The sequence below is a fragment of the Candidatus Thiodiazotropha endolucinida genome, assembly GCF_001715975.1.
GTDB classification, from domain to species: domain Bacteria; phylum Pseudomonadota; class Gammaproteobacteria; order Chromatiales; family Chromatiaceae; genus Thiodiazotropha; species Thiodiazotropha endolucinida.
The window spans coordinates 38,118-52,783 of sequence record NZ_MARB01000003.1 but is presented as its reverse complement, the minus strand read 5'-3'; the positions used below and the strand labels follow the sequence as shown (position 1 = coordinate 52,783).

General features: G+C 55.5%; 15 protein-coding genes. 5 read left to right on the top strand and 10 right to left on the bottom strand.

Annotated features, from left to right (window positions below):
- Window positions 1–23: 23 nt before the first annotated feature.
- Together CODIS_RS02865 and CODIS_RS02860 are read left to right on the top strand one after the other, a co-directional pair.
- Window positions 24–818, top strand: coding sequence for an efflux RND transporter periplasmic adaptor subunit (locus tag CODIS_RS02865; protein ID WP_162420109.1), 795 nt, complete (start codon window positions 24–26; stop codon window positions 816–818).
- Window positions 811–1,107, top strand: coding sequence for an acylphosphatase (locus CODIS_RS02860; RefSeq protein WP_069121229.1), 297 nt, complete (start codon window positions 811–813; stop codon window positions 1,105–1,107). Before CODIS_RS02865 ends, CODIS_RS02860 begins: the two co-directional genes overlap by 8 nt.
- Before the next feature lie 40 nt (window positions 1,108–1,147).
- Here CODIS_RS02860 and CODIS_RS02855 read toward each other — a convergent pair whose 3' ends face one another.
- Window positions 1,148–1,843 carry a hypothetical protein gene (locus CODIS_RS02855; protein WP_069121228.1) on the bottom strand — a complete coding sequence of 232 codons (696 nt, stop codon included), beginning with the start codon at window positions 1,841–1,843 and terminating at the stop codon, window positions 1,148–1,150.
- A 145-nt stretch (window positions 1,844–1,988) separates the two neighbouring features.
- Between CODIS_RS02855 and sfsA the strand changes: the two genes are divergently transcribed.
- On the top strand, window positions 1,989–2,699 hold the full coding sequence (sfsA, locus tag CODIS_RS02850; RefSeq protein WP_069121227.1) for a DNA/RNA nuclease SfsA: 711 nt from the start codon (window positions 1,989–1,991) through the stop codon (window positions 2,697–2,699).
- Window positions 2,700–2,726: 27 nt separating this feature from the next.
- Here sfsA and cpdA read toward each other — a convergent pair whose 3' ends face one another.
- Window positions 2,727–3,566: a 3',5'-cyclic-AMP phosphodiesterase gene (cpdA, locus tag CODIS_RS02845; RefSeq protein ID WP_069121226.1), complete on the bottom strand. Its 840-nt coding sequence runs from the start codon at window positions 3,564–3,566 to the stop codon at window positions 2,727–2,729.
- Window positions 3,567–3,803: 237 nt separating this feature from the next.
- On the opposite strand from cpdA, the gene CODIS_RS02840 reads away from it, so the two are divergent.
- The gene (locus tag CODIS_RS02840; RefSeq protein WP_069121225.1) at window positions 3,804–4,754 is read left to right on the top strand and encodes a hydrogen peroxide-inducible genes activator; all 951 of its coding nucleotides are present in this window, start codon (window positions 3,804–3,806) and stop codon (window positions 4,752–4,754) included.
- Window positions 4,755–4,827: 73 nt separating this feature from the next.
- Here the strand turns inward: CODIS_RS02840 and CODIS_RS02835 are convergent, their stop codons facing one another.
- From CODIS_RS02835 to CODIS_RS02810, 6 genes are all read right to left on the bottom strand, one after another.
- The gene (locus CODIS_RS02835) at window positions 4,828–6,795 is read right to left on the bottom strand and encodes a bifunctional aldolase/short-chain dehydrogenase (protein WP_069121224.1); all 1,968 of its coding nucleotides are present in this window, start codon (window positions 6,793–6,795) and stop codon (window positions 4,828–4,830) included.
- A gap of 74 nt (window positions 6,796–6,869) precedes the next feature.
- A complete protein-coding gene (locus tag CODIS_RS02830; protein WP_069121223.1) occupies window positions 6,870–8,114 on the bottom strand; it encodes a NupC/NupG family nucleoside CNT transporter in 1,245 nt (414 codons plus the stop codon).
- Between the two features lie 12 nt (window positions 8,115–8,126).
- Window positions 8,127–8,642, bottom strand: a complete 516-nt coding sequence (fabA, locus tag CODIS_RS02825; RefSeq protein ID WP_069121222.1) for a 3-hydroxyacyl-[acyl-carrier-protein] dehydratase FabA — start codon at window positions 8,640–8,642, stop codon at window positions 8,127–8,129.
- A 383-nt stretch (window positions 8,643–9,025) separates the two neighbouring features.
- Window positions 9,026–10,738 (bottom strand): proline--tRNA ligase, encoded by a 1,713-nt coding sequence (locus tag CODIS_RS02820; RefSeq protein WP_069121221.1) that lies wholly within the window; start codon window positions 10,736–10,738, stop codon window positions 9,026–9,028.
- Window positions 10,739–10,836: 98 nt separating this feature from the next.
- Entirely contained in the window at window positions 10,837–11,538 is a 702-nt protein-coding gene (locus tag CODIS_RS02815; RefSeq protein ID WP_069121220.1) for a cytochrome b/b6 domain-containing protein, read from the bottom strand.
- Entirely contained in the window at window positions 11,535–13,103 is a 1,569-nt protein-coding gene (locus CODIS_RS02810; protein ID WP_083220535.1) for a tetrathionate reductase family octaheme c-type cytochrome, read from the bottom strand. The genes CODIS_RS02815 and CODIS_RS02810 overlap by 4 nt, the downstream gene beginning before the upstream one ends.
- A 456-nt stretch (window positions 13,104–13,559) precedes the next feature.
- Here CODIS_RS02810 and CODIS_RS20810 point away from each other — a divergent pair, with 456 nt between their 5' ends.
- Window positions 13,560–13,736, top strand: coding sequence for a hypothetical protein (locus CODIS_RS20810; RefSeq protein WP_154722991.1), 177 nt, complete (start codon window positions 13,560–13,562; stop codon window positions 13,734–13,736).
- A gap of 53 nt (window positions 13,737–13,789) precedes the next feature.
- Here CODIS_RS20810 and CODIS_RS02805 read toward each other — a convergent pair whose 3' ends face one another.
- The gene (locus tag CODIS_RS02805) at window positions 13,790–14,134 is read right to left on the bottom strand and encodes a phenylpyruvate tautomerase MIF-related protein (RefSeq protein ID WP_069121218.1); all 345 of its coding nucleotides are present in this window, start codon (window positions 14,132–14,134) and stop codon (window positions 13,790–13,792) included.
- Window positions 14,135–14,140: 6 nt separating this feature from the next.
- Window positions 14,141–14,584 carry a DUF4124 domain-containing protein gene (locus CODIS_RS02800; protein ID WP_162420107.1) on the bottom strand — a complete coding sequence of 148 codons (444 nt, stop codon included), beginning with the start codon at window positions 14,582–14,584 and terminating at the stop codon, window positions 14,141–14,143.
- Window positions 14,585–14,666 lie beyond the last annotated feature (82 nt).

The window sequence follows — 14,666 nt, the reverse complement described above, 5'->3', positions numbered from 1 at the left end:
GGGGGATTAGGATGATGAAGGGTATGCTTGAAGTCCTGAACACGGCTTATTTGGCGGCCGGAATCATATTGATATGTCTGTTATTCAGCAGCCAGTTGATGGCACAGGACCTGGAGGCGGTCACCGACTGGAATAACAGGACAGAACTGACTACCCTGGTCAGCGGTATGGTGGGTCGTGTTAATGTGGACGTGGGAGCCTCCGTGAAGCGTGGGGAGGTGCTTCTGGAGCTCGATCAGCGAAGGTATCAATCAAGGCTCGCCGCAGCGGAATCACGCCTTGAAGCAACATCTCAGCAGAATGAAGAGGCAAAACGAGAGTTGGATCGGGCATTGGAACTATACGATCGAACCCTGCTGTCGGATCATGAGCGGAAGCAGGCCGAAATTGCCGCGGCCAGTTCAGATGCTGCCTATCGCGAAGCGGAAGCCAAATTGGTCAAGATCCGCTTGCAACGGGAGTACAGTCGTATAACCGCGCCTTTTAACGGCATTGTAGAGTCCATTCACGTGCAACCCGGTCAAGCGGTAATCAATCGTTATTCGGCCATGCCTTTGATGATACTGTTCGACAACAGCCGAATGAAGGCGCTTGCCGAGATCGATGAGCAGACAGTGAATGGATTGAAGCAGGGTATGGGCGTACAGGTAGGCGTGCAAGGGCAATGGTTGGAAGGCAAGATCCACAGGCTGGGTATGCATCCGATAGGGCGGGATGCCAATGGTTCAAAGTATCTGCTGGAGGTAGTGTTTTCCCCTGCCTCAGATAGGGTGATTCGTGCCGGTGAGAAGGCGGTTGTGAGGCTGAGCGATGAGTGAAAGGGCTGACAATGGTACTGTGAAGATCTGTGTCCGCTGTCATGTGGCGGGACGGGTGCAAGGCGTCTTCTACCGGGCGACAACTCGGCATGAAGCCCGGCAATTGGGCATCAAAGGCTATGCCAAAAATCTCCACGACGGTCGTGTGGAGGTTGTGGCATGCGGTAGCGTGGAGGCGATCGAGGCCCTACAGTCCTGGCTAAGCAAAGGTCCGGCGGATGCCAGAGTGACCGGTGTCTCCTGCGAGGCAATCGATTATCGTGATTACCAAAGCTTCACCATCGCCTGAGTCGTGGTGAGCTTAGGGCCTGTTAACTGGCCCGGGAAGGCTATTCCGAAAATCCCGGTTTATCCAGGGGCCTGAATTTCATTTGACTCTCCTGTGTGCCGTATTGCGCCTCCAGGCTTGGTTTATAACTCTGTTGCATGGTTTGCGCGCCCAGAGTGCCAGCGGTCTGACCGGCCGGTTGCCGAGCAGTTGGATAGCCTAAGGGTGCAGGGGATTGCGGAGTTACCTTTGTGGGTATCTCTGTACTACCCGTTGTGGTTGCCGGGATCGTTTTGTCCGTTGCCTGCTCACCGCTGTTCAAGGGGCGGAAACGGAATCCCTCGCCATAGACAGGTTGATCCGAAACTGTGGATCCATAGCCGGAGACGGGTGGAGCTTGAGGGGGCTTCGCATCGACTGCAGCTGTCGGGGTTTGCCGCGCTGGAGTGTTTGTAGGTTGGCTGCCGGCGTGCGGTTGTGGCTGATAGCCCGGGTATATGGGCGGATAACCGTAAGCCGCACCGGGATAGCCGTAGCCCGGGTGATAGCCCGGGGGTGGGGCATGCCTGTAGTTGTAGTAGTCATCAGAATATCGGTTTGAACCGCCAAAGAAATTACGCATCGGGTTGAACATGCCGCCCATCATATTTCCCGGGTTCACGTTAAATTGCCTGTTGCTATAGTCGGAATCGTCTGCCTGAAGATGGGTGGAGATCAATAATGTGCCGCTGATTAACAGCCATATCTTTGATTTCATTTTCAGCTCCCTCGCTGCATGGGTCGTTTGATTCGTTAGTTCTGAAACTACGAATTTTAGTTATGTAATATAGGTGTGGATTGGAAGAAGCATATACCTCATCAACTGCCATAAAATCGTAATAATGAAATAATACACGATCACTATGCAACTACCACCGCTTACAAATGGAAGAATCCTCAGGCGCTATAAGCGGTTTCTCGCGGATATAGAATTGCCTGATGGCAAGGTTGTGACCGCACACTGCCCGAATACCGGCAGCATGCTCGGTTGCTGGCAACCCGGTGCGTCGGTGCAGATCAGTCACAGCGACAACCCAAAACGGAAGCTGGCGTGGACACTGGAGAGAGTGGATATGGGGCAAGGCTGGATTGGTGTACATACCGGTCGCACCAATCCGGTCATCGAGGAGGCGATCAGGGAGGGCAGGGTGGATGATCTGTGCGGTTACCGTTCCGTACGTCGAGAAGTCGTATTCAGGCATAAGGATGAGAAATCGAGGTTCGATCTCTACCTTACCGAGGGTGACCGCGCCAACGCCTGGGTGGAGGTCAAGAACGTGACCCTGTGGCAGGGAACCGCATTGAGTTTCCCCGATGCAGTGACATTACGAGGTCGTAAACACCTGGCGCAGCTTGCCGAGGCCTGTCGGCAAGGATACAGGGGGGTCATGGTCTACGCGCTGAATCGCCCTGAGGGTGACTGCTTTAAGCCTGCCGACGAGATCGACCCGGACTATGGGGCGACGCTACGCCGTGTTGTCCTGGAGTTTGGTGTAGAGATTCTTGCGCTGCGAATCGAGCACGGCAAGAACAGCATGCGGGTAACAACATCCGTAGAAGTTGTCTTGGACTGAACTGTTTATAATTTCGCTGGCCGCTGATCAATATCCCATGGAAGCGAGATCGAGTCCCGATGGGATTTTCGGCAGTGAGTTGAGACCCGTCCGGATAGTACCGTCGGGTTGCAGGCTCAACCATCTGTAGCCTGGCGGAATGGCGTCGATGGCGAAATCGTCGACCCTGGGAATGAACTGCACACAGGTCGAGGGTGAACCCATCAAGCGTACACCTCGGTATTCGGTGTCGAATGCCTGATGGATATGTCCGCAGAGAACCGCCTGGACCTGCGGATTGGCATCGATCAATTTGAAGAAGGCGTCCGGGTTTTCCAGCACCATGGTATCCATCCAGCGACTGCCGACAGGAACGGGATGGTGATGCATGCAGATCATGGTGTGTTTGTCGGGATGGGCACGCAACAATACTCTGAGTAGTTCCAATTGACTTTCGTCGATACGGCCGCCGTCACTTTTGGCTATGGTCGAATCGAGGAAAATCAGAGACCAGCCTTTCGTCTGCACGCTCGGTATACAGTGCACATTGTCCTGATTCAGGATCTGTTTCATCTTGCCCGGTATATCATGGTTACCCGGCAGGCAGTATGTAGGGATTTCAGTCAGTTGTAATCTGCCCAGTAGCCGTTTGTAGCCTGTGTCGGAGGCATCGTGCACCAGATCGCCCGTGGCCAGAATGAAATCCGGGTTGCCGGTTTCCTGCAGTGCCTGGGCTAGCACCTGGTCAAAGGTCTCCAAAGTGTTGATACCCAAAAGGCTGCGGGATGGGTCGGCATAGAGGTGGCTGTCCGTCAATTGCAGCAGGTTGAGGCTCTCTGCAGGGAACTGCTTGAAATTTGGCGGCTGATTGTCAGGACTGCTACCCATAGAACGGTTCGCTTTTCTGTTTTTTAGTCTGACGAGCAATTTATTTCTCCGCGCCCCATCAGGACCCTTGTCATATTGCCATAATATTAGAACAGGTTTTACTAAAGCAAAATCCAAATTTTTACTTCTTTGACCTATGCTTAGGGATTATTCCATATTCTCCTTCGATTTCTGTTGAGGCGTTAACATTTTTTAAGCCAATTAGTTTTTTCTATCTTAGCGGCTACACTATAGGTTATGACACTTAACGAACTCCGATACATCGTGGCAGTGGCGCAGAAACGCCACTTTGGACATGCTGCAGAGGCCTGTTATGTGAGCCAGCCGACCCTCAGTGTGGCAGTGAAAAAACTGGAGGAGGAGCTGGGTGTCGGGCTTTTTGAACGTGGTCAGGGGGAGGTGAGTCTGACTGCGGCGGGTGAACGCATCGTGACCCAGGCTCAGCGGGTGTTGGAGGAGGCCGGCATGATACGCCAACTCGCCAGCCAGAGTGTGGACCAGCTGGTGGGTCCTCTGCGGGTGGGAGCCATCTACACGGTAGGGCCCTATCTGTTTCCTCATCTGGTACCGCAACTTAAACAACTGGCGAGCGATATGCCCCTGGTGATCCGGGAAAACTACACTGCCGTACTGACGGAACAGTTGAAGCAGGGGGATTTGGATGTGATCCTTATCTCATTCCCCTATGACGAACCAGGGATTGTTACCCGACCGCTCTATGATGAATCCTTTTCCGTACTGTTACCCATGAAGCATCCGCTGACCGAGTTTGAAACAATCACCATACAGCAGCTTCAGGAGGAGAATGTTCTCCTGCTCGGTGAAGGCCACTGTTTTCGCGAGCAGGTCAAGCAGATCTGTCCGGGCTGTGTGAATAAAGGCAACGGTGATGCCAACCAGCAGGAGAATCTGGAGGGGGGCTCATTGGAAACGATTCGCTATATGGTGGCCAGCGGAATCGGCATCACTGTACTACCCGATACGGCGCTTGGAACCGAATATCTACGCTGGGACCTGCTTACCACCAGGCATTTGGCGGTGAAATCGCCTCAGCGCCGTATTGGACTGGCCTGGCGGAAAAGCTTTCCTCGCCCACAGGCGGTAAACCTGCTTTGGGAATCGATTCGCACCTGCCAGTTGCATGGCGTGAATCTGGTATCGGAACCTGCCCAGCTGGCTGTCGGCTGACTGCTGATACTCCCTCTTTGTCTCTCCGGCGGTCGAGGCTCCATACCTGGTGCCGGCACGCGATAGCAGGCGCCTAAATCACCCGGTCATTGCCGCCATCCACCGGTATCTGTGCGCCAGTAGTCTTGCTGAATCGCTGATCACAAAGCTCCGATGCCAGTTCCGCCACATCTTTACTGCTGATTTCACACTTCATCAGATTGCGTTTTTTATAGTCGGCGATGCTGATTCCATAGTGACTTGCCCTGGCGGCCAGGACCTCTTCGGTCCAGATGCCGGTGTCGAAAACGGCATCGGGATGGAGTGTATTGATGCGAATGGCATCACTCGCCCACTCCAGTGCAACCACCCTGGCCAACTGTGTCAGCGCGGCCTTGGATGCGGAATAGGCGGCTGCTCCCTGGCCCGGTGCGGGTACATTTTTCGATCCGATGACGACGATCCTGCCACCGTGGGGCGCACGTTTCAGATAGGGATGGCACGCCCGCAGCAGACTCAGGTTTGCATCCAGATTGATGCCCATGACCTGACGCCACTGGTCATCCTCCAGTTCCGATACAGGGCAGCCACCTGGGAAGATACCGGCGTTCAGAACCAGCATATCGATGCCCCCAAAATGCAATACTGCCTGTTCCAGCGCCACTTTTACGCTGTCGATGTCGCTGATATCACAGTGCAGGCCAAGGAAGTCCGCATGAGTGTGTTGATCGACGATATCCGGTGTTTTATCCAATCCGACGACTGCGGCGCCACGTTGCAGCATCGAATCGACGCAGGCCCTGCCGATTCCCGAGGCGGCACCGGTGATTAACGCCACCTCCCCCTGGAAAGGGTGAGGCTGGCTGTTTCTATGCAGTTTTGCCTGCTCGAGTTCCCAGTACTCCACATCGAAGATGGTCTGAGTCTGCAGGGCCTGCCAGCCGCCCAGCAGCTCGGCCCGCTGGATGATTGCCATGGTGTGCTGGTAGATGTCGGCCACGATGCCTGCATCACGGCTGTTTTTGCCGACACAGAGCATGCCGAGTTCCGGATCGAGTATGACTCTGGGGGCCGGGTCCAGCATCTCCACAGGGGTCCTGGAGGAAGGGGCGTGATGTTCAAAGTAGCGTTGATAGTCCGCGACGTATTCGATGACATCCCGGCCCAGCATGGGCAGCTGTTTGGTGCGGATGACATGGTCGGGTGTGGCCGGTCCACGCTGGGAGATCTTTGCAAGGTCCTGGCGCTGGCAAAATGCAAGCTCGGCACCCTCCCGATGACTCTGCAGGATAATCGGAAAGCCTGCAACATCGGAGATCTCCTTGCGCAGGTCGGCCAGCAGCTGAGGCTTGATTTCATGTTCTGTGCATTGTTGAGGGAGTTCCCAGGCCCCGGATTGCCGTATATGGTGCTCGGCTTCGTCAACCAGCTGAATCATGCGTTCATAGCTCAGTTGTGCAGTATCGCCAAAGGTAAACAATCCATGGTTCATCAACACCATGCCGATGGTGTCCTGATGGGCATTGCACGGAAACAGTGTCGCCACAGATTTCGCCAGATCAAAACCCGGCATCACATAGGGAATGACCACCACCCGGTCACCGTAGAGTTCGCGAATGATCCGCTCTCCTTGCGGCGTGTTTGTCAGTGTTACGATGGCATCTGCATGGGTATGATCCACATATTTAAAGGGGAGAACCGCATGCAGGATCGCCTCTACCGACGCCGTTGGCGCAGCGGCCAGGGTTTGCTGGGTTTTCAGCTGGTTTACCATTTCGCTGTCACTGAGTGACTCTAGCTGGGCCAGTCGCAGCAGATGGTCCATGCGTACGGGGGTGAAACCTTCACGTTCGATTGTTGCCAGATCCCAGCCACTGCCCTTGACGTAGAGGATCTCCTGCTCCTCACCGAACAGGTTTGGTTCGCTGATTTTTACCGATGTGTTGCCGCCTCCATGCAACACCAGCGATGGATCTGCACCGAGCAGGCGGGAGCTGTAGACGCGTAGATCCAGTTCACTCTCGCAGGCTGTTGCTTTGACGTCATTCCAAAGGCTTTTCATCAAATTAGTTCCGGGTTATTTCACTCGGTTGTTGCAAGCTTGCACATGTCCTGAAGAATCAGCACTTCTTTCATTCACCATATCAGACCGACCACGGTACCGGTGAGCAGGGTAGCCAGTGTGCCGGCGACAATTGACTTCATGCCCAAAGCAACAATCTCGCTGCGACGTTCCGGTACCATCGACCCCAGTCCTCCGAGCATGATACCCAAGCTGCCGAAATTGGCGAATCCGCAAAGCGCGTAGGTGAGAATCAGGCGGCTGCGCTCATCCAAGGCGTCCGCTGGTAAGCGGATAAGATCAATATAGGCCAAGAGCTCATTGAGGACCGTCTTGGTACCCAGCAGTGAACCGGCGGTGATCGCCTCTGACCAGGGGATGCCCATAACCCATGCCAGCGGGGCCATCAGCCACCCCAGGAGGCGTTGCAGGCTCAGTGGTTCCCCTGTGATATCCGGCAGCAAGTCAAGCATCTGGTTGAGAAGGCTGACCAGAGCGACCAAGACAATCAGCAAAGCGACAATGTTGGCCAGCAGTTTCAATCCCTCGATGGTTCCATTGGCGATCGCCTCCATGCCGCTGTTGACCGGCTGTAAATCGAGCAGCTCGCCAGCCGTGCCGGGCTGGGTTTCGGGCACCATCAGCCGGGAGATCATGACGGCAGCGGGTGCGGAGATCAGCGAGGCGGTCAGCAGATGCCCGATGGGATTGTCGATTACGCCCTCGAGGAGGCTGGCGTAGAGTACCAGCACGGTGCCGGCGATGGTTGCCATACCGAGGGTCATCAGGCTGAAGAGTTCGCTGCGTGTGAGTTTGCTCAGGTAGGGGCGGATCAACAGGGGCGATTCCACCATACCGACAAACACATTGGCTGCCGCGCCCAGGCCCAGGGCGCCGCTGATACCCAGGCTCTTTTGCAGCAGCCATGAGAAAAATCTCACCACCAGCGGTAGTATCCGCCAGTAAAAGAGCAGGGCTGAGAGGGCGCTGATCACCAACACCAGCGGGAGGGCGCGAAAGGCGAGAACAAAGCTGCTACCGCCATCGCTCGCCAGAAAAGGGGATTCGGCGCCACCAAGATAACCGAACACGAAGCCGGTACCCGCTTCCGTCGCCTGCTGCAGTGCCAGCAATACCTGATTAAGTTGGATAAACAGTGCCTGGAACAGGGAGAGTTTCAACAACAGCAGTGCGAGTATCAGTTGTAGGGTAAGCCCGGCAACCGGCACACGCCAGTCGAAAGCCCGCCTGTTTTCGCTGATCAACCAGGCTAGCAATGGGATAAGGAACAGACCGGTCAATCCCTGCAACATGGCCATCGGCCGGAGGGATCAGAAATTGTCGGTAGAGGTGAAGAGACCGACACGCAGGTCCTTCGCGGAATAGATCTCACGGCCATCGACCTTCATCACCCCATCGGCCACACCCAAAACCAGCTTACGGGCTATCACCCGCTTGATGTTGATGTGGTAGGTAACCTGCTTGGCAGTGGGCAACACCTGGCCGGTAAACTTCACTTCACCGACACCGAGAGCCCGACCGTGTCCCGGATTACCGATCCAGGCGAGAAAGAAGCCCACCATCTGCCACATGGCATCGAGTCCGAGGCAGCCCGGCATCACCGGATCACCGGGAAAATGGCAATCGAAGAACCACAGATCGGGTTGAATATCGAGTTCGGCCAGAATCTCCCCCTTGTTGAATTCCCCGCCGTCATCCGTGATTTTGATGATACGGTCCATCATCAACATATTGGGTGTCGGCAGCTGAGCATTGCCCGGACCAAACATATCACCATGGCCGCAACTCAACAGCTCATCGCGGTTGTAAGCGTTTTGTCTGGTCATCTTGGTTCTGCCTCTCTGTGAAATAGCCCGGTGGGGTATAAAAGCGGCATAGTTTCCCCGCTTCAACGGTAAGCTGTCAAATCCCCGTCCCTGTTCTTTGCGGCAGTCCTATAGTTATTGCTCCACAAAAGCGCTAATGGACGCCGATCACTGCCAATGAACGCAAATGAAATCCCATGTTCAGGATCAGTGAGTCTCTGTCTATTATGAAAAACCTTCAATGGATAGCTGACAACGCGTATCAAAGGATCCAAAAATCTAACCGAAGTTAAGTGCTAATCCCATTGATCTACAAACCGCACGCTAAACAATTATTTTCTCGTACATTGGCTTTTGTTGTTTGCTTGTGGTGATCGGTTTCCATTCGTGGGTTGATTTATACCTCATCGATCAAGGATGAACCCGACAATCTCCTCGAGGGGAATATAACTGTTCTCATTCTCCTTGCGTCCCCGGTACTCCACCTTGCCCCCGTCGAGAGACTTTTCGCCTACCACGATGCGGTGGGGGATGCCGATCAACTCCATGTCCGCGAACATGAAACCGGGGCGCACACTGCGGTCGTCGAGCAGCACCTGGATTCCGGCGGCCTGCAGATCGGCGTACAGCATCTCCACTGTCTCCCGCACCCGCTGGGATTTGTCCATCTTCATGGGGCAGAGGGCGACCTGGAAGGGGGCCAGGGCGGTAGGCCATGCGATACCCTTGTCGTCGTGGTGCTGTTCGATAGCGGCGGCCACCACACGGGTGACGCCGATGCCGTAGCAGCCCATGGTCATTACCACCGCCTTGCCATTCTCGTCGAGAACGGTGGCATTCATTGCGTCGCTGTACTTTTTACCGAGCTGGAAGATGTGACCCACCTCGATGCCACGGGCGATAGTGAGTACGCCCTGACCGTCGGGGCTGGGATCGCCCTCCCGCACATTGCGAAGATCGGCGATCTCCGTCGGCTCCGGCAGGTCGCGGTCCCAGTTGATACCGAAGTAGTGTTTGCCGTCCTGATTGGCGCCGGCGCTGAAGTCGGCCATCTTGGCCACCGTGCGGTCGACGATATAGGGGATCGGCAGCTTGACCGGACCGAGGGAGCCGGGGCCGGCACCGATGGCGGCGCGGATCTCCGCCTCCTCGGCAAACTGCAGTGGGGAGGCCACCTGGGCCAGCTTGTCCGCCTTGATCTCGTTCAGATCGTGGTCGCCACGCACCAGCAGGGCCACCAGTTCGGCATTCATCTCCTCCGATGCTTTTACCACCAGGGTCTTCACTGTCTTCTCAATAGGCTGGTCGAACTGTGCCACCAGCTCCTGGATGGTCTTGGCGCCCGGGGTGTCGACTAGGGTCATCTCCATGCCGGGTTTCGGACGCTCCCCCGCCGGTGCAACCGCCTCGGCCAGCTCCACGTTGGCGGCGTAGTCGCTGATGGTGGAGAAAGCGATGGCGTCCTCGCCCGATTCGGCCAGCACGTGGAACTCATGAGAGCCGCTGCCGCCGATACTGCCGGTATCAGCAGCCACCGGACGGAAATCGAGGCCGCAACGGCTGAAGATGCGGGAGTAGGTTTGGTGCATCACCTCGTAGGTCTGCTGCAGGGAATCCTGGTTCAGGTGGAAGGAGTAGGCATCCTTCATGAGAAACTCGCGGGCACGCATGACGCCGAAGCGGGGGCGTATCTCATCCCGGAACTTGGTCTGGATCTGGTAGAAGTTGACCGGCAGTTGTTTGTAACTGCGCAGCTCGTTTCGCGCCAGCTCTGTGATGATCTCCTCGTGGGTGGGGCCGTAGCAAAACTCCCGCTGGTGGCGGTCGTGCAGGCGCAACAGCTCAGGGCCGTACTGCTCCCAGCGGCCCGATTCCTGCCAAAGTTCGGCGGGCTGTACTGTCGGCATCAGCACTTCCAGGGCGCCGGCCCGGTCCATCTCCTCGCGTACGATGCTCTCCACCTTGCGCAGCACCCTCAGGCCCAGGGGAAGCCAGGTGTAGAGACCGGCTGCCAACTTGCGGATCAAACCGGCACGCAACATCAACCTATGGCTTGCGGTCTCGGCATCGGCGGGTGTCTCCTTGACGGTGTGTAGAGGAAAGTTTGAAGTACGCATGGGTCTGGCTCGGCCTGGTAGTGAAAAGGCGTGATTCTATCCCGCTTCGGGTGGCGGGTCACGGTCGGAGAGGGTCGATACGAGTTATGCCGTCTATTTCAGTCCTTCATCGAGACTGCGTGGGTCTCTTCGATATATGCAACTTCAGCCTCGGTCAGCTCGATGTTGTCGTAACCGGTGATCATGGTCTTGATGTAGTGGGTCGGTGTCTTGCCGGTGGTGGTCATGTAGACATGGATGATCACGAAAGTGCCCATGAGGTAAGCCGCCGCGGTGTGTGCGAAGGCGATCAGAGTCAGCCCCAGGCCCGACCAGCTGTAGCCGCTCCACAAATCGTAGAGCAGATAGATGATACCGGAGGCCCAAAGGGTGGGACCGATCAGTAACATGAAGCTCATGTAAGCCAGCGACTGGAGTGCATTCTGCTTACGCTGCAGCCCTTTCTTGTAGGGATGGGGCTCGCCCACCAGGATGCCGTAGGCGTAGAAGCGGATCACTTTCATCACCCCCTCCTTGAAGAGATACTGGCGCCATTGGCCGGTGGTGAAGTTCCAGAAAGTGGTGAAGATCCATAACAGAATTAGCGCCAGTGCGGCATAGCTGTGGACGACCACCGCAGTGCTGAAATCGAGCCAATCGTGCAGTCCATGCAGCCCCAGCCCGGTGTAGAACAGTGTGAAGATCAGCAACGCCTGGGACCAGTGCCAAAAGCGCTCGTAGCGGGTGTAGAGCATGACATAGTGTTTCTCGCCCCGCCGCTTGATGGAGGCGTTCGTTACACTGCTGGTATTGCTGCTCATGATGCGCTCCTCTGCCGGTTTTTCTTGCCTATGAGTTTGCGCAACAGGCCGTGGAAAAGTACACCCACCAACGCGCCGCCCATTGCGAAGTAGCCTAGGATGTCGAGCCAGCGGAAACTGTCACGGCCCGGTATGTAGAATCCCTTGAGATCGTCGAGACGACCGTCGCGGCTATGGCATTCGGCACAGCCGAGGGCATCCTCGCCGGGTGCTACCATGTGGGTGATGGGCCAGTAGGAGTAGGTCTCGACAAAGTCGTACTTACCGCTGTAGGGGATATTGTTGTTTGCCATGCCGACCCTGATGGCGCGGGCAAAATCGTAGTTGCCCCAGTAGGCGTCATCATCGTCCCCCCACAGGTGCATGTAGACCATGGTGTTATTGCCCTTGTCGTAGGGTTGCACCGTATGCATACGCTTGAAGGGCCAGATGCGGGAGGTGCCATCGTCCTGAGAGCCTTTGAAACCGTTGATCTCCACCGGACCCGTGGATGGGTCGAATCTGGTGTCGATGGTGGTATAACGCATCTGACCGTCGAACCAGCCATAGTGCGGTATCAGATTCTCATCGTACTCGAAATTACCCTTGATCGATTTATAAGTGGCGCGATGATCACCATTGCCCTGGGTGTAGTTCTTCTCCTTGAAGCCCTCGCCGTCCTTGGTCCTACCGGCCGTGCGCCAATCCCAGTCGACCATTGTGGCGACGCCGCCGCGTGCGATGGTGGGTATATGGCATGTCTGACAGGCGATCTTGTCCACATGGCCATTGAGCTTGATACCTACCAGTTCGGTCTTCTTATGGGGTGTGTCGCCGTGGCACGACTCGCAGGTAGCCACGTCGCGACGCTCACCCGGCAGTCCCAGCCCCTCAGTGTCGTGTGCCATGACGTTATAGTGGCTACCTGCCCACAGATGCTGCTTGGTTACATGGCAGGTTGTGCAGGCGAAATTGAGGCCCCCGGCGTCCATGTGCACATCGAGCTGCCTGTTGGGTGATTTCAGCGAGGAGTCCAGGTCGCCGTGCTTTACGCCATCGCCGCCACCACCGTAAAAATGGCAGGAGCCACAGTTCTCACGCCCCGGTTTGCCGACACTCTGCGCCACCTTTGCCCACTGGATCGGCTGTTTGCCCTCGAACATCACCGAACACGCCTTGTTGCCCATACTATTCGGTGTCTTGTAATAGGTGCCGGTACGGTCGTGGCAGACCAGGCAGTCAATGTTGTCCTGATTGGAGAAATCATAGTGTTGGTCCTTCCAGCCATATCCGGCGTGGCACTGGGCGCACATCCCCTCGTTGCCGCGGGCATTGGTGCAGAAGGTGTTGATCAGATGTTTCTTGCCCAGTATCTGGCCAGTCTCGGGATTAACATATTCCCAGGTCCAGTGTACCGACTTCATGAAGTGGCGACCCGCCTCGGTGTGACAGGATAGACAGGCCCTGGTGACTTCCGGGCCGTGCTCAAAGGGGCCTTCAAGGACTTCGAATTTACTGTGATCGGCTGTTGACTCGCCATCATCGCGGATACTCGGTTTGGTATCCGTGATGACGCGGAAGTTCATATCTATATCGTCATGTTCCGTGGCGGCAGTGTGCTTGGTGTCGGCTAGGGTTTGGTTTGAAATTCCCAGTAGAAAGGCCGTAAGACAGGCCAGTATTCTGGGGTTGATAACCAGCTTGGCTTGTTTATGCATCTTCATTTCCGCATTGACGGTTTATGACCGTGACACATAAACGGCAATGTCCGGTCTTGTTTAAGCACACTAGCCGCCCCAAACCGGAGAGGTTCGGGGTTGCTAGATTTGAGCATGAAATCCCTATTCAAAATCAGGGTACTGAGCCTCGTACCGGATGACATTGATAATTCCCAATGAGCGCGTCAGCGGGGCGCACAATATCAGTGCAGTGCAGTGCCGGGGTGAGCTTACGACGTGATAGGGTGCAGTTATGGCTCTGTGCCATGTCGGTCGATAGATACCGGCAGTATGCGGTGCCGCCAGGGACGGGAATCTGCCACTATGAGTGAAGTTGACAGAGGATTGCCGGTACCTGACATACAGCCGGTAAGACAGGCGCTACAACCTGTGGAGACAAGGTTGTGGATGCCGTCCATGAAGTACTACAGTGAAGGGCGGCCGTATCGGTCATTGATGCTTCGCAAAAGCATGAAAAGAGTAAATGATTGTCTCTATTGATAAAAATCAAACAGATAAGCTATTGTCGGGCTTTATCACCCAATTCGGCTGGATTAAAAGGTCGAGGAGTTCCAACCCCATTGATGGCGTTCAGCGGCGCTGAACTCTATGTAAATCCTGTCAGGAGATATGGCCAGTTGCCGCTCCATCAGTTGACATAAGGCGTTGGATATCTGTCGTGTCTGATCATCTGGAAGGCCGATGCTTTTCAGCTCCAGATAGGCTAGCGCGTCACGGCTGCCCGCAAACAGCATCTGAGGGTTGTGTTCGATGCTGACCATGACATACCGCTCGGGTTTACCAAGGATGGCTGCCACTGACTCAGAGGCATGCTTGAGCAATGGCTCCAGCCTGTCCTGGTCGAGAGGCTGATTTGTGGTGATCTTGAGCAGCGGCATCTGCGGCTACCTTTTGCAGTGCTCTTTGATCTGTTCCCTCGCCTGCTGCATCTTCTTTTGGCGATTCTCCTCGGTCAGGCGGACATAGCCGTCCTCTGTCTTGTACAGACGGTTTCCCAAGGCCGTGAGCTGCTCCAGATTCTTTCGAGCGATATTACAGTTTTTCCTGTTTTCAGCTTTGATTTCAGCCTGCTCTTTCTTCTGCGCCTTTTTCAGCGCCCTGTCTTCGGCGCTGTCTGCCAGTCTTTGCCGCAGTTCTTCCAGTTGTTTTTTTGAATCGACGCCACTGCCCGCGGGTGTGGTCCTTATCTTCACGGTTTCAGCTTTGACATCCGGCGGTGGTGTTTGTGAGTAGGTCACCACTCCCTCTTCGTTGACCCAGCGATAGGTTTCAGCGGAAGCCACGGTTAAGAATGGAAGTAATAGCGCGAGTAAAAGTGTCTGTTTCACGGATTGGATCCCTGTGTCATACATCATTGATCAGGATCATTATGGAGCATGTTGCCCGAATGGCAAGTAATGAGAGAAGCTG

Bases quoted from the DNA above. Each gene is read 5' to 3' on its own strand.
- CODIS_RS02865 (WP_162420109.1), top strand. From the start codon at position 24: ATGCTTGAAGTCCTGAACACGGCTTATTTGGCGGCCGGAATCATATTG.
- CODIS_RS02860 (WP_069121229.1), top strand. From the start codon at position 811: ATGAGTGAAAGGGCTGACAATGGTACTGTGAAGATCTGTGTCCGCTGT.
- CODIS_RS02855 (WP_069121228.1), bottom strand. From the start codon at position 1,843: ATGAAATCAAAGATATGGCTGTTAATCAGCGGCACATTATTGATCTCC.
- sfsA (WP_069121227.1), top strand. From the start codon at position 1,989: ATGCAACTACCACCGCTTACAAATGGAAGAATCCTCAGGCGCTATAAG.
- cpdA (WP_069121226.1), bottom strand. From the start codon at position 3,566: ATGGGTAGCAGTCCTGACAATCAGCCGCCAAATTTCAAGCAGTTCCCT.
- CODIS_RS02840 (WP_069121225.1), top strand. From the start codon at position 3,804: ATGACACTTAACGAACTCCGATACATCGTGGCAGTGGCGCAGAAACGC.
- CODIS_RS02835 (WP_069121224.1), bottom strand. From the start codon at position 6,795: ATGAAAAGCCTTTGGAATGACGTCAAAGCAACAGCCTGCGAGAGTGAA.
- CODIS_RS02830 (WP_069121223.1), bottom strand. From the start codon at position 8,114: ATGGCCATGTTGCAGGGATTGACCGGTCTGTTCCTTATCCCATTGCTA.
- fabA (WP_069121222.1), bottom strand. From the start codon at position 8,642: ATGACCAGACAAAACGCTTACAACCGCGATGAGCTGTTGAGTTGCGGC.
- CODIS_RS02820 (WP_069121221.1), bottom strand. From the start codon at position 10,738: ATGCGTACTTCAAACTTTCCTCTACACACCGTCAAGGAGACACCCGCC.
- CODIS_RS02815 (WP_069121220.1), bottom strand. From the start codon at position 11,538: ATGAGCAGCAATACCAGCAGTGTAACGAACGCCTCCATCAAGCGGCGG.
- CODIS_RS02810 (WP_083220535.1), bottom strand. From the start codon at position 13,103: ATGAACTTCCGCGTCATCACGGATACCAAACCGAGTATCCGCGATGAT.
- CODIS_RS20810 (WP_154722991.1), top strand. From the start codon at position 13,560: ATGAGTGAAGTTGACAGAGGATTGCCGGTACCTGACATACAGCCGGTA.
- CODIS_RS02805 (WP_069121218.1), bottom strand. From the start codon at position 14,134: ATGCCGCTGCTCAAGATCACCACAAATCAGCCTCTCGACCAGGACAGG.